The organism is Blastococcus sp. SYSU D00669 (assembly GCF_054050715.1).
This window is the reverse complement of record NZ_JBJGZV010000013.1, coordinates 49051-62882: the sequence shown is the minus strand read 5'-3', so window position 1 is coordinate 62882 and position 13832 is coordinate 49051. Positions and strand designations below refer to the sequence as shown.

10 protein-coding genes and 1 tRNA gene are annotated in these 13832 nt (G+C 75.6%); 5 read left to right on the top strand and 6 right to left on the bottom strand.

The annotated features are described in order from the left end of the window. Entirely contained in the window at positions 1 to 2010 is a 2010-nt protein-coding gene (locus ACI8AF_RS11400) for an ATP-binding protein (RefSeq protein WP_456539818.1), read from the bottom strand. A 5-nt stretch (positions 2011 to 2015) separates the two neighbouring features. Continuing rightward, entirely contained in the window at positions 2016 to 3629 is a 1614-nt protein-coding gene (locus ACI8AF_RS11395; protein ID WP_456539817.1) for a carboxyl transferase domain-containing protein, read from the bottom strand. A gap of 88 nt (positions 3630 to 3717) precedes the next feature. On the opposite strand from ACI8AF_RS11395, the gene ACI8AF_RS11390 reads away from it, so the two are divergent. Next, on the top strand, positions 3718 to 4317 hold the full coding sequence (locus tag ACI8AF_RS11390) for an SACE_7040 family transcriptional regulator (protein WP_456539816.1): 600 nt from the start codon (positions 3718 to 3720) through the stop codon (positions 4315 to 4317). Positions 4318 to 4320: 3 nt separating this feature from the next. Here the strand turns inward: ACI8AF_RS11390 and ACI8AF_RS11385 are convergent, their stop codons facing one another. Next, entirely contained in the window at positions 4321 to 6108 is a 1788-nt protein-coding gene (locus tag ACI8AF_RS11385; RefSeq protein WP_456539815.1) for a hypothetical protein, read from the bottom strand. A gap of 142 nt (positions 6109 to 6250) precedes the next feature. After that, complete coding sequence (locus ACI8AF_RS11380) at positions 6251 to 7471, bottom strand: hypothetical protein (RefSeq protein ID WP_456539814.1); 1221 nt, start codon at positions 7469 to 7471, stop codon at positions 6251 to 6253. A gap of 143 nt (positions 7472 to 7614) precedes the next feature. On the opposite strand from ACI8AF_RS11380, the gene orn reads away from it, so the two are divergent. From orn to ACI8AF_RS11360, 4 genes are all read left to right on the top strand, one after another. Next, positions 7615 to 8274, top strand: coding sequence for an oligoribonuclease (orn, locus tag ACI8AF_RS11375; RefSeq protein ID WP_456539813.1), 660 nt, complete (start codon positions 7615 to 7617; stop codon positions 8272 to 8274). A gap of 58 nt (positions 8275 to 8332) precedes the next feature. Then, a tRNA-His gene (locus ACI8AF_RS11370) sits at positions 8333 to 8408 on the top strand. Positions 8409 to 9072: 664 nt separating this feature from the next. Next, positions 9073 to 10425 carry an ANTAR domain-containing protein gene (locus ACI8AF_RS11365; protein ID WP_456539812.1) on the top strand — a complete coding sequence of 451 codons (1353 nt, stop codon included), beginning with the start codon at positions 9073 to 9075 and terminating at the stop codon, positions 10423 to 10425. 190 nt (positions 10426 to 10615) lie between these two features. Continuing rightward, positions 10616 to 10894: a hypothetical protein gene (locus ACI8AF_RS11360; RefSeq protein ID WP_456539811.1), complete on the top strand. Its 279-nt coding sequence runs from the start codon at positions 10616 to 10618 to the stop codon at positions 10892 to 10894. A gap of 422 nt (positions 10895 to 11316) precedes the next feature. On the opposite strand, the gene ACI8AF_RS11355 is transcribed toward ACI8AF_RS11360, so the two are convergent. After that, entirely contained in the window at positions 11317 to 12291 is a 975-nt protein-coding gene (locus ACI8AF_RS11355; RefSeq protein ID WP_456539810.1) for a helix-turn-helix transcriptional regulator, read from the bottom strand. Positions 12292 to 12325: 34 nt separating this feature from the next. Next, on the bottom strand, positions 12326 to 13738 hold the full coding sequence (locus tag ACI8AF_RS11350; RefSeq protein ID WP_456539809.1) for an AraC family transcriptional regulator: 1413 nt from the start codon (positions 13736 to 13738) through the stop codon (positions 12326 to 12328). Positions 13739 to 13832 lie beyond the last annotated feature (94 nt).

The following is a 13832-nucleotide window of genomic DNA, read 5'->3' as shown; positions in this document are numbered from 1 at the left end:
TCAGTCCTCTCCCCCGGGGGCCCGCGGGGTCACCACGGCCACCTGCTCGTCCAGCCGGACCGGTGCGCCGGCCGTCACGGGGAGCGCGGTGACCGTCCCGTCGACCGGGGCGGTCAGCACGTGCTCCATCTTCATCGCCTCGACGACGAGCAGCGGGGTCCCCGCGGTCACCTCGTCGCCGACGGACACCTGCACCACGGTCACCGTGCCGGGCATGGGCGCGGTCACCACGCCGCCCCCGGCGGCGCCCTCGGCCGCCGAGCGCAGCCGCTCGTGCTCGCGCAGCGCCGTCACCCGCCCGTCGGCGGCCAGCCAGAGGGTGCCGCCGGCGTGCACGACGGCGAACCGGTGCGCCACGCCGTCGAGGATCACGGTCATCCGGTCGCCGTCCCGGGACGCCGACGCGGCCAGCGGCACGCCGTCGCCCACCCGGACCTGCGCGTCGGCCGCACGGCCGCGCACCCGCACCGTCACCGGCTCCCCGCCGGCGGCCTGCAGCCGCCGGACGGTCCAGGCCGGCTCGCCCAGCCGCCAGCCGTCGGGCACGTCCCAGGGGTCGACGACCGCGCCTACCGGCTCGGCCTCGAGCAGCTCGAACAGCGCCGCGGCCGCGAACACCGCCGCCGACGGCGGCGGGCTCACCGCGAGGGCCTCGCCGCGCCGGTCGATCAGCCCGGTGTCGAGCCGCCCGGCGACGACGTCGGGATCGGTGAGCAGCGCCCGCAGGAACGGGGTGTTGGTCGTGACGCCGAGGACGGCGGTGTGCCCGAGCGCGCCGACCAGCCGCGCGCGGGCGGTGTCGCGGTCGCGGCCCCACGCGATCACCTTGGCCAGCATCGGGTCGTAGTCGGTGCCGACGACGCTGCCGACGGCGAGCGAGCTGTCCACGCGGACGCCCGGCCCCTCGGGCTCGGCCAGCCCGAGCACGGTGCCGGCCTGCGGCAGGAACCCGCGCGCCGGGTCCTCGGCGTAGATCCGCGCCTCGATGGCGTGCCCGTCGAGGACGACGTCGCCCTGGGCGATCGGCAGGCGCTCGCCGGCCGCGACGCGCAGCTGCAGCTCGACCAGGTCGACGCCGGTGACCAGCTCGGTGACCGGGTGCTCGACCTGCAGCCGGGTGTTCATCTCGAGGAAGAAGAAGTCCATGCCCTCTTCCCGCCCAGCCCGGTCGGCGTCGACGATGAACTCGACCGTGCCCGCGCCCGTGTACCCCACCGCCCGGGCCGCCTCGACCGCGGCGGTGCCCATGCGGGCGCGCATGGTCGGGTCGAGCAGCGGCGACGGCGCCTCCTCGATCACCTTCTGGTGCCGCCGCTGCAGGCTGCACTCGCGCTCGCCGAGGTGGACCACCGTGCCGTGGGTGTCGCCGAGGACCTGCACCTCGATGTGCCGGGAGTTGCCGACGTAGCGCTCCACGAGCAGCGTGTCGTCGCCGAAGGAGCTGCGCGCCTCGCGGCGGGCGGCCGCGATGGCGTCGGGCAGCTCGGCCGCGGACCGCACGACCCGCATGCCCTTGCCGCCACCCCCCGCCGACGGCTTGAGCAGCACGGGGAACCCGGCCTCGACCGCGGCGGCGGCCACCTCGTCGTCGTCCATGCCGGGCTCGGTGCGGCCGGGGACGACCGGGACGCCGGCGGCGCTCACGGTCTGCTTGGCGCGGATCTTGTCGCCCATCGCCTCGATCGCGGCGACCGGCGGGCCGATGAAGACCACGCCCGCCTTCTCGCAGGCGCGGGCGAACTCGACGTTCTCCGACAGGAAGCCGTAGCCGGGGTGGACCGCCTGGGCGCCGCTGCGGGCCACGGCGTCGAGGACCCGGTCGATCGACAGGTAGCTCTGCGCGGCCGGCGCCGGCCCGATCGGGACGGCGACGTCGGCCAGGCGGGTGTGCAGCGCGCCGGCGTCGGCCTCGCTGTACACGGCGACCGAGCGGATGCCCATGGTGCGCAGGGTGCGGATCACGCGGACGGCGATCTCGCCCCGGTTGGCGACGAGGACGGTGTCGAACATCGGGCTCACATCCGGAAGACGCCGTAGCCGAGCTCGCCCAGCGGCGCGTTGGCGCACGCCGACAGGGCGAGACCGAGCACGGTGCGGGTCTGCGCGGGGTCGATGACGCCGTCGTCCCACAGGCGGGCGGTGGCGTAGTAGGGGTGGCCCTGGTGCTCGTACTGCTCGCGGATGGGCGCCTTGAACGCCTCCTCGTCCTCGGCCGGCCACTCCTCGCCGCGGGCCTCGAGCCCGTCGCGGCGCACGGTCGCCAGCACCGACGCCGCCTGCTCGCCGCCCATCACCGAGATGCGGGCGTTGGGCCAGGTGAAGAGGAACCGGGGCGAGTACGCCCGGCCGCACATCGAGTAGTTGCCGGCGCCGAACGAGCCGCCGATGACGACGGTCAGCTTGGGTACCCGGGCGCAGGCGACGGCGGTGACCATCTTGGCGCCGTGCTTGGCGATGCCGCCGGCCTCGTAGTCGCGGCCGACCATGAAGCCGGAGATGTTCTGCAGGAACAGCAGCGGGATGCTGCGCCGGTCGCACAGCTCGATGAAGTGCGCGCCCTTGAGCGCCGACTCGCCGAACAGCACGCCGTTGTTGGCGACGATCCCGACCGGGTGGCCGTGCAGCCGCGCGAACCCGGTGACCAGGGTGGCCCCGTACAGCGGCTTGAACTCGGCGAACCGGCTGCCGTCGACCAGCCGGGCGATCACCTCGCGGACGTCGTAGGGCGTGCGCGGGTCGGGCGGGACGACGTCGTAGACCGACTCGGGGTCGAAGAGGGGTTCCTCGACCGGCTCGACGTCCCACGGACGCGGCCGGCGCGGGCCGAGCGTGCCGACGATCTGCCGGACCAGCTGCAGCGCGTGCGCGTCGTCCTCGGCCAGGTGGTCGGTCACCCCGCTGACCCGGCTGTGCAGGTCGCCGCCGCCGAGCTCCTCGGCGGTGACCACCTCGCCGGTCGCCGCCTTCACCAGCGGCGGCCCGCCGAGGAAGATCGTGCCCTGCTCGCGGACGATGACCGCCTCGTCGCTCATCGCCGGCACGTAGGCCCCGCCGGCGGTGCAGGACCCCAGGACGGCGGCGATCTGCGGGATGCCGGCCTCGGACATCGTGGCCTGGTTGTAGAAGATCCGGCCGAAGTGCTCGCGGTCGGGGAAGACCTCGTCCTGCATCGGCAGGAACGCCCCGCCGGAGTCGACGAGGTAGACGCAGGGCAGCCGGTTGTGCAGCGCCACCTCCTGCGCCCGCAGGTGCTTCTTCACCGTCATCGGGTAGTAGGTGCCGCCCTTGACCGTCGCGTCGTTGGCGACGACGACGCACTCGCGCCCGGAGACCCGGCCGATGCCGGTGATGATCCCGGCCGCGGGCGCCTCGCCGCCGTAGAGCCCGTGCGCGGCCAGCGGGGAGAGCTCGAGGAAGCGGCTGCCGGGGTCGAGCAGCGCGTCGACCCGCTCGCGGGGCAGCAGCTTGCCGCGCTCGACGTGCCGCTGCCGCGCCCGCTCGCCGCCGCCCTGGGCGACGACCTGCAGCTGGCCGGCGAGGTCGGCGACCAGCGCGCGGTGGGCCGCGGCGTTGCGCGCGGCCGCCTCGGCGTCGGCGGGGACCGCTCGGGGAAGCACCGGTGCATCCACGCCGCAGAGGTTAACCGTCGTTCACACCGGGGTCCAGTGCAGCGGCGCCGCGTGTTAACGGCGGTTCACGGTGGGCTAGCATGCCGCCATGGCCGAGAGGGTCGTGGACGCCGCCCTGCACGCGGACGCGGACAACCCGTCCCGCCGCGAGCAGATCCTGCGCGCGGCGGCGCGGCTCTTCGCCGAGCGCGGCTCGCGCTCGGTCGGCGTGGACGACATCGGGGCCGCCGTCGGGGTCACCGGACCGGCGATCTACCGGCACTTCGCCGGAAAGGACGCGATGCTCGCCGAGATGCTGCTGCGCATCAGCGAGCGGCTGCTGGCCGGCGGCACCGAGGTGGTGGCCGCCGCGGGCGGCGACCCGGCGGAGCAGCTGCGGGCGCTCATCGACTTCCAGGTCGACTTCGCGCTGGACAACCCCGCGCTCATCACCGTGCAGGACCGCGACCTCGGCTCGCTGCCGGCCGCCGACGCCGCCGCGGTGCGCCGGCTGCAGCGCCGCTACGTCGAGGTGTGGGTGACCGTGCTGGCCCGGCTGCACCCGGCCGCCGACGCCGCGACCTGCCGGGCGCGGGCGCACGCGGTGTTCGGCCTGATCAACTCGACGCCGCACAGCGCCGGCCGGCTGGACCGCCCGGCGATGGCCGCGCTGCTGGCCGGCATGGCCCGGGCGGCCGCGACGTCCTAGGGCTCAGGCGGTCGGCGGGTCGGGCAGCTCGAGGACCAGGCCGCTGCTGGCCGCCGCGTCGAGGCCACCGGCGTCGACGGCGGCCTCGGGGACCGCCCACGCCGTCTCGACGATGGTGACCACCGCGCCGCTCACCGCGCTGGCGTACTCGGCGTCGGCGAGCTCGGCCGGGGCGCCGTCGTAGGTGACCCCGTCGCGCAGCAGGTCGCTGACGTTGCCGGTGCCGGTGGTGTCGGCGAGCGCGCGCAGCTCGCGGGCCGCCGCGCTGTCGGGCATCCGCACGTGCGACACGGCGACGACGATCGGCCGTCCCTCGAGCGAGGCCGAGTAGAGCCCGCGGGACAGGCCCACGCAGTCGGTGGTGGCGAACGAGTCGCCGACGTCGCCGTAGCCGTGCCCGAGGCAGGTGTCGGTCACCTGGACGGCCTCGAGCGTGAACGTCACGCCGCCGACCTGCTGCGTGGCGCCCGGCTCCGGGCCGGCCGGGGAGGTCTGGGCCGCGGGGGTGGAGGAGCCGGCGGCGGTCGGGCCGCCGCCGGGGTCGTCGTCCCCGCCGCCGAGCAGCAGCACCCCGCCGAGGACCAGCAGCGCGACCACGAGGACGGCGGCGCCGATCAGCAGCGCGGTGCGCCGGGAGCGGGCGGCCGCGGCGGAGGACGGCGGCACCGGGGGCGGCGGGGCCTGGACCGGAGCGGTGTGGACGGCGGTCCGCGGCGGCACGGCCGCGGGCGCCTGCGGCCGAGCCGGCACCTGCTGCACCGCGGTCGGCGGCGGGACGGGCGGCAGGGCGGGGGCCGGCGGCGGGGGCTCGTCCGGCTCGGCGCCGGCGAACAGGCCGCCGATGCCGCCGGTCTCGTCGACCGGGGGCTCCGGCCGGGCGCCGACGGCGATGGTGTCGCGGGCGGGCACGCCGGCGAAGGGGTCGGCGGCCGGCGCCGGCCGCGGCACGACGGGCGGCGGGGCCGGCTGGACCGGCGGGGCTGCCACCGGCGCCGCGGCGGCGCGGGCGGCGGCCTGCGCGGCGACCGCGGCGGCCACCGGGGACGGCGGCGCCTCGGCGATCTCGGCCGGGTGCACCGGCGGCGGCGCGGTCGACCCCGCGGTCATGGCGGCCGGGGCGAGCAGCTCCGGCCGGCGCAGCACGTAGGGCGAGTACGGGAAACCCTCGCCGTTGAGCTCCTCGACCGTGGGCCCGCGGCCCTCGAGGCCGAGCGCCTCCAGGGCGGCGCGGACGTCGGCGGTGGTCCACAGCCGCGGGTTGTCGACGCCGGAGTACCGGCTGGCCCGGGCGATGCCGAGCAGCAGCGAGCGCGGCTCCAGCAGCGCGACCTGGTCACCCTCCCCCAGGTCGCCGTCCTCGGGCACGAGGCCGCCGAGCTCGCCGACCAGCACGGTGAACCGGGCGATCCGCCCGGGCTCCAGGCCGGCCCGGCGCAGCCGCATGGCCGCCTCCATGCCGGCCCGCATGAGGCCGTCGAGCGGCGTCGAGCCGCCGCCGCCGAGGTGCAGGACGTCGCCGGGGCCGGCGCCCGGGCCGATCGTCCAGGCGCCGTCGGGGCGGGCGGTCACCACGCCGCTCTGCTTGGGCACCTCGGCGATCCGCACGACGGCCAGGCCCTCGGGCACCAGCAGGACGGCGTCGGAGAGCCGGCGGCCGAGCGCGCCGTCGCTGAACGGCAGGGACGCCACGACCGCGGCCCGCACCGCGCCGCCGGTGTCCCAGCGGGCCAGTTCGGCGAAGAGCGCACGCTCCCCCGCCGTCTGCAACGGCGTCGGGGTGAGGGGCAGCACGTCGTCCTCCGGCGGGTCGGTTCGGGGGTCGGGCGGGCGCGCGCCGGCGCCGGTCCGCTGCGCCCGGGTCGTCGGGGTGCACCCCTCGCCGGGCGAGCTGTGGCCCCTCGACGTTACGTCATGTGACGGGGCGGTCCCTCTGCTACACGCCGGTCGCGCCGCCGGTACCGACGGCGACCGGGGTGTCCTGCGCCTCGCGGTACGGCTCCACGGTCTGCTTCCACCGGGCGTACCAGGCGCTGCGGGCGATCAGGTCCACGGCGGTCCACAGCACGCCGAAGCCGACCGCGACCCAGGTCAGCGACCACCAGTTCCACGGCGGCAGGAGGTCCAGCGCCGACTGGCCGGCGCCCGCCCCGTAGACCGCCGCGGTGACCAGCGGCCCGGCCACCCAGCCCGGCAGGCGGTAGGTGACGGCGAGGTCGATCGCGACCGCGCCGACGAGCAGCACGAAGGGGACGACCGACGGCGGGAAGTCGCCGCCGACGAGGGCCAGCCAGGCGATGCACCGGTAGGCCAGGTAGCCGCCGGCGACGATCGTCGCCGTCCACCGGAGGCCGACCACCTTGCGGGCGATCAGCAGGGACAGCAGCCCGGCCAGGACCAGCCAGGTGGGGTGCACCCAGGCGGGCACCGGCAGCATGAACTCGGCGGGGCTGTCGCCCTGCGAGGCGGCGAAGTCCAGCAGCTGCGGCTCGGCGGTGGTCCGGCCCGCGGCGTAGTCGCGCAGCGAGAGGACGCCGTACTCCTGGTGCTGGTTGGGGAACAGCACGTTCTCCACGAAGAACAGCCAGAGCCCCAGCGAGATCAGGTCCTTGGTGCGCCCCGGCTCGGCGTAGAGCCACCAGCCGCGGATCGCGCCGGCCAGCATCACGGCGGTGCCGAGGTAGAGGACGGCGTGCGTGGGGCTCCAGCTGGTGATGTCCAGGCCGTAGAGCCGGTGGTTGACGATGTCGAGCGGGATCGCGAAGAGGAACAGCGCGATGCCCCACTGCATGAGCCGCAGCGCCCGCCGGTCGACGGCGTAGCCGCTGTAGCTGTGGGCGACGACGAGCCCGATGACGACCGCGGTGCCCACCGAGTTGAGGAGGTGCGGCGGGGCGAGGTCGTCGCGCAGCCACTTGAAGTGCCAGGAGACGTCCCACGACGAGCCGAGCATCTTGAGCAGGAAGGCGAACAGCCACCCGGTGTACATCCACCGCAGCTCGGTCTGGCTCACCGGCCGGCCGGGGCGCCCGGGGGTCATGTAGGCCAGCCACAGCCACTTGAACGACGCGAACGGGTGGGCCAGTGCCCTGCCCAGGGACCCCGGGGCCGGCGGCACCGCACGCGCGGTCGCGGCAGGGGTGGATGGTGCGGACACGCAGAACTCCCCGTGAGCTCGTGGACTCGGTGGACCGACCCTAGCGTCGCGGCGCCCGGATTCCGACACTCTCGAGTGGCGCAGTGGCAGGTGGTGCGCTAGAGGCGGGCGAGCGGTTCCGGCGGTGCGTAGTCTCGCTCCACGTGGCTGACAGCGCGGGACACCTGGTCTGGATCGACTGCGAGATGACCGGGCTGGACCTCGGCAAGGACAAGCTGATCGAGGTCGCCGTCCTGGTCACCGACTCCGAGCTCAACCCCCTCGACCCCGGTCTCGACCTGGTCATCAGCGCCCCCGACGACGTCCTCGACGGGATGACCGAGGTCGTCGCCGAGATGCACGCGAAGTCGGGGCTCACCGACGCCGTCCGCGCCTCGACCCTCCCCCTCGCCGAGGCCGAGCAGCATCTGCTCGCCTACATCAAGCGGTTCGTGCCCGAGCGGCGCAGCGCGCCGCTGTGCGGCAACTCGATCGGCACCGACCGCGGCTTCCTCGCCCGAGACATGCCCGAGCTCGACGACCACCTGCACTACCGGATGGTCGACGTCTCCTCGCTCAAGGAGCTCGCCCGCCGCTGGTTCCCGCGGGTGTACTTCGCCCAGCCGCCCAAGGGCCTGGCCCACCGGGCGCTGGCCGACATCATCGAGTCGGTCCGCGAGCTGGCCTACTACCGCCGGACGCTGTTCGTGCCGCTGCCGGGGCCCACCACCGACCAGGCGCAGGGCGCGGCGGCGGAGGTGGTCGGTTCCTACGCCGGCCTGCTGGCCGCCGGCGAGGCCCGGGAGGCCGCGTCGGAGGGCTGAGTGCCTCCGGTATCCTTGCCCCTGGATCCCCGTCAGGCCCCGGCCGCGCGAGGACGTGGTGGGTGTAGCTCAGTTGGTAGAGCACCAGGTTGTGGTCCTGGGTGTCGCGGGTTCAAGTCCCGTCACTCACCCCACGCGGTGGAGGCCCTGGTCAGTTCGCTGACCAGGGCCTTCATCCGTTCCGGCGCCGTCCGCGACGGCAATCGGGACGCCGCTGCCCCCTTCCCTGGGGGCAGGTCTCCCGGTCCAGCTCGCCGGTGAGCGCGATCCGCCCGGCCGGGATGTCGAGAGCCACCAGCAGTCCGGTCACCGACGGCGTAGGCCGGGTGGGCAGGGCTTCCGGTGGGGCGGTGAGGATCATCGTCGGCGGCACGGCCCGTCCTCGACTCGAACGCGCGCCGCGACCATCGCCCAGGCACCCAGCGACCATCGCCGAGGCATCCCAGTCCGCAGCGTCACGCACGGAGCGGGCCGGGCCTTCGACCCATCCTCACGGTAGCCCTCTGGCCGGGGCGGCGCCCGCGGCCGCTCAGGTCGGCCGCATCGCGCGGGGCACCGGCGGGCACGGCCCACGCTGCGCCGGTATGCGATGCCCGACCGAGGTGGCCGGTCCCCGCGCCGCCTCCACCGGCGGTGCTCCGGCGCCGGTGAGCCGGTGCGGCCGGCGAGCCGCCGATGCGCCGAGTCGCCGGGTCGATGCGGTGGGCTCGACGGCGCTCTCCGCATCGGCACCGGCGGCCGTACGCTGCGGTGGCGCGCGAGCTCCGCGCGGACATCCCGCCTCGCGGGGAGGGCACCGTGGCCGAACCGCCGACGCAGGTGGACTCCGCCGTCATCGCCGCCGCGCTGGGACGGCTCCGGGGCGCTCCGCCGGCACGGGAGGAGCAGCTGTCGGAGGCGCTGGGCGAGCTCGAGGTCGCCTACGAGGAGCTGCGGGTCGCCGAGGAGGAGCTGCGCACCCAGCAGGAAACGATCGCAGAGCTCCTGGCCACCGACCAGCGGCGCCGGGAACACCAACTGGCCGACACGCTGCCGGTAGCACTGCTGCAGACCGACGCCGATGGGCGGATCCTGCACGGCAACCCCGCCGCGGCGCAGCTGCTCGGCCTGCCCGCGGCCCGGCTGGCCCGACGGGTGCTGCTCGCCTCGGTCGAGCTGGCCGACCGCGGCCCGCTGCGCCGGGCGCTGTCGGTGCTGGCCACCGGCGAGCGCGGCGAGGTCCAGGTCGACGTCACCTTCCACGGCCGCGACGGGCGGGCCCGGCCGGTTCGGCTGTTCGGCTGGCCGGAGGGCACCTCGCCGGGGTCGGCGGTGCTGCGCTGGCTGGGCATCGAGGCGCCTGCCACCGGCAGCCCGGCCGCGCTGTCCCCGGCCGGTGAGGCGGCGGCCACCGAGCCGGTGGCCGCGGAGCCGGCGGCCGGCGAAGCCGGCGGCGCGGGGATGGCGATGGCCCAGGCGTTCGCCGAGCTGGTCCTGCTGCCGCTGGACGCCGGGGACGAGCAGCGGCTGCTGCACCGGATCGTCACCGTCGTCCGCGGCGCGGTACCCGGCGCCACCGCGCTGAGCATCAACGTCGGCCCGCCGATGGAACCGCAACTGCTGGCCAGCGACGACACCGTCGCCCAAGTCTTCGACGGCCACCAGATGGTCGCCGGGGAGGGCCCCTGCCAGGACGCCTACGAGCAGCGGGCCGTCGTCGTCACCACCGACGTCACCACCGACGACCGCTGGCCGCGGCTGCGCGGCCAGCTCACCGACGCCGGCGTGCGCAGCGTGCTGGCCGTGCCGGCCCAGCTGCCCGACCAGCGGTGGATGGTCCTCAACGTCTACAGCGACCGCCCGGGCGTGTTCACCGGCGGCAGCGTCCGGCTGGGTGAGATGGTCGCCGCGGCGGTCGCCGCGATCCTGCGGGAGGTCGCCGAGCGGGCCGCTCTTTCACAGCTGGCGGCCAACCTGGAACGGGCGCTGACCTCCCGGGCGGTCATCGACCAGGCCAAAGGGGTGCTGATCGCCCGCACCGGCGGCTCGGCCGACGACGCGTTCGACCGGCTGTCCCGGCTCAGCCAGGCGCTCAACGTCAAGCTCCGCGACCTGGCCCCGATGGTGGTCGCCGGCCACCCGGACGTGCTGACCATCCTCGACCGCATCTGACTGGGCCGCAGGCCGCCTCCGTCTTCCCCACCTCGCCGAGTCCCCGGCACTGAGCGCTGTGGCGCGGCCTCGCCCGAGTCGGCGGCCTCGTCCGACGTCGGCGGCGTGCTTCGTTTCCGGGCGAGTCCGCGCGGTGTGCCGTTCGCCTCAAGGGATAGCCGGCCGGTGGTCGGCCGCGCACGCTCACCCCATGACGGCGGCACCCCAGCGGTCCCCGCTCAGCTGTCGGCGGACTGCGGCCGGGCGCCAGTCCGTCGAGGCGATCCGGGCGGCCGCCGCGACCGCCGCGCTGGTGGCACTGACCTACGAACACGTCGCGTTCACCGCGGAGCACGCCGCCGGCACCGCCGATGCACCCCAGCGGTACCGCGACCGGGCGGCGTGGGTGCGCCGGCTCGCGGCTGAGGAACGCCGGGAGGCGCTGCACACGTGGGCGCGGGCAGCTGCGCTGGAGGCCGCCGTCGACTGACCCCCGGGGTCGCCGGGACGCGAACCGACACCCCCACGGTGCGCAGCGAGCACCCCCATCCGTGGCCCGTGCCGGCGGCCGGCCGTTGAGTGGCAGCCGGTGCCGAGCGCGGCCGGCGTGCGAGCGCGGCCGGTGCTCCAACCAGTGGGCGTCGCCCAGGGCAGGTGCGCCCGGCTGCGCTCGGCACCGTCGAGGGACGGGGCCGGAGAAACCGGGTGGGTGCGATGAGCGAGTGCCGGATGCCGGGCGAGCGTCCCGGCTGGCCGTCAGCCGTCCGGCCGGCCGCCCGCCACGCCGAGGCCGAGCGGGCCCACCGGCGTGCGCGCGAACTCGCTGCCGAGGCCGGCGCCTGCCAGCAGCGGGCAGAGGTGTTGCGCCGGGGCGTGGAGGCCCGCCGGCTGCGGGCGGCCGGCGGCCACCGCTCAGGTGCGCAGGGTGGAGCTGGGGGTCACCCCGTAGGCAGCGCGGTAGTGCGCGGTGAACCGGCTGGGCGTGAACCCCCAGCGGGCGGCGACGGCAGTGACGGTCACTCCGTCCCCGGGGGTGGCGTCGCGTAGCTGACGGTGCGCCTGGGCCAGCCGCACCTGGCGCAGGTAGGCGGTCGGGGTGGTGTCCAGGTGCCGGCGGAAGGCCAGCTGCACCGCCCGCGGGGTGACGTAGGCGGCGCGGGCGATGTCGGCGACGCTGATGTCGAGGTCGGGGTGCGAGTCGATGAACTCGGTCGCGCGCCGCAGCGTGCCGGGGTGGGCGTCGAGGCTGTCGGCGGCCGCCGGCTCGGCGACGGCGGTGTTCGGGAAGATCGTCAGGGCGGTGGCCGCGAGGAGCCGCGCGGCCGGCCCGAGCAGCAGCGGCGACGCGGCGGTCTCGGGCTCGGCGAGCAGGTCGTCGACGAACCGGGTGGTCCGGCGCCACCGTCCGTCGCCGCCGTCGACGGGCCGCAGGGACAGCAGCTCCCACGACGAGCCGTCCTGCGCGGGGTCAATGCCGGCCACCTCGGTGAGCAGGGAGGCCGGCAGGCCGACCGTGTGCAGGTGCAGGGCGTGGGATCGGGCCACCAGGTCCTTCATGTGGGGGTGGTTGCCGATGCCGACGTCTCCGGGCCGGAAGCCGTGGCCGGCCTTGCCGCTGTCGTAGACCATGCTCCCGTCGAGGACGGTGTTGATCATGACGTCGTCCTGGCCCGTGGCCTCGAAGACGAGATCGGACGCCAGCCGGAAGTTGACGAGGGTGAGCGCTCCGGCCTGTACCTGGTCGAGGGCCACCAGCGGGCCGGTGTCAGGAAAGCCGCCCAGCCGCAGCCGTGCCCCGTAGGCGCGGTCGAGGAAGTCGCTGGCCTCCATCCGGTCGGCCGTGGCGAACCGGAAGCGCCGCGGTGGGATGGGGGTCCCGGTGGCCATGACGCGTTCCTCCGATGGGCTCATGCCCCGGCGCTCAGGTGCGCAGGGTGTGGCTGGGCAGGACACCGTAGGCGGCGCGGTAGGCGACGGTGAACCGGTCGGGCCTGGCGAACCCCCAGCGCCGGGCGATCGCCGCGACGGTGTCGCCGGTGGTGGGGTCGGCGGCCTGCAGCTCCCGGTGCGCGCACTCCAGCCGCACCCGCCGCAGGTACGCCGTCGGGCTCAGCCCGAGGTGGCGGGCGAAGGCCAGCTGCAGCGCGCGCGGACCGACTCCGGCGGCGCGGGCGATGTCGGTGACGGTGATCGGCAGCGAGGCGTGCCCGTCGACGAACGCCACCGCCCGGCGCAGCACCGCCGGCGCCACCGCACCGGGGCCGGGGAGGTGGTCCGAGGTCATGGAGGTGTTCGGGAACGTCGCCAGCGCGGTCGCGGCCATCAGTTCGGCCAGCTGCGCGGCGACCAGCGGATGGGTCACGCCGGAGGTGGGGTCGGTGACCTGCTGGTGGACGAAGCGCATGAGCCCGAGCCAGGTGCGGCGCATCGGCTCGGACACCGGGCTCGTCCCGTCGAACCGCAGACCGGCCGCGGGTACGCCCAGCTGTTCCTCGGCTACCCGCTCCACCACCGCCAGCGGCAGCCGCACGGTGCTCATGTCCACGTCGTCCCAGTCGTTGGCGAACGGCACGCCGGTCGGGCACCGGAACAGCACACCGGGCCGCATGGCGACCTGCTCCCGGCCGACGAGGTACCGGCTCGCCCCGGCCACCGGACTCGCCACCATGAAGACGTCCAGCGGGGGCACCGCGCAGCGCAGGGCCGCCGAGAAGCGCAGACGGTCAGCGCCCAGGTCCCCGGCCGCTGCGAAGCGGATCTGGCACGAGAACGACCGGTCGACCCCGGAGAACCCGAGCGGGCGCTCCAGCCGGTACAGCTCGGTCAGCACGGCCTGGGCCACGTCCGGCTCGCGGGTGGACAACTCGAAGGTGTCGACGGGCACGATTCGGCTCCTGCGGTTCCCGCTCGTGGGCCGTGGCTGACCCGCCGGCGGCAGCACCGGCTCCGCCGACGCTAGCCCGCAACCCGTCAGGAGCGAAGGCCTCGCCGGGTGGAGCCCCTGTCCGCGCAGACCGATGCTGGCCCACCTGTCGAGTACGTCGTCGGTGAGCGGCTGCGCCGCGTCCGGCGCCGCGGAGTGCGCGTCGGCGGCCGCAGCCCGCTTCGCCTGACGCTCCGTCATGAGCTCCGGCAGCATCTGGCCGATCGCCAGGATGTCGTCCCAGGTGAACCACACCCCGCGCTGCTGGACGCCGTCGGGGTCGCCGCTGCGCTGGTGCGGGATGCACCGGGCGGTGACCCACCTCTTCGGCCAGGTCTCCTTGATGTTCAGGATCTGCGACACCTCGGCCCGGTCGTAGCGGCGGAGGGTGGCGAGTTGCTCGTCGATCACCCGCGGACCTGTCCGGCGGCCCGCACCGGGGGCAATCACCGGCGGGTGCTCACCTGCCCCGGTGGCACCGGGACGGGCCGGCTCGGGCTCCCCT

Excerpts from the sequence above, each read along its gene's own strand:
- ACI8AF_RS11390 (WP_456539816.1), top strand. The coding sequence starts at position 3,718 with ATGGCCGAGAGGGTCGTGGACGCCGCCCTGCACGCGGACGCGGACAAC.
- ACI8AF_RS11400 (WP_456539818.1), bottom strand. The coding sequence starts at position 2,010 with ATGTTCGACACCGTCCTCGTCGCCAACCGGGGCGAGATCGCCGTCCGC.
- ACI8AF_RS11355 (WP_456539810.1), bottom strand. The coding sequence starts at position 12,291 with ATGGCCACCGGGACCCCCATCCCACCGCGGCGCTTCCGGTTCGCCACG.
- ACI8AF_RS11360 (WP_456539811.1), top strand. The coding sequence starts at position 10,616 with ATGACGGCGGCACCCCAGCGGTCCCCGCTCAGCTGTCGGCGGACTGCG.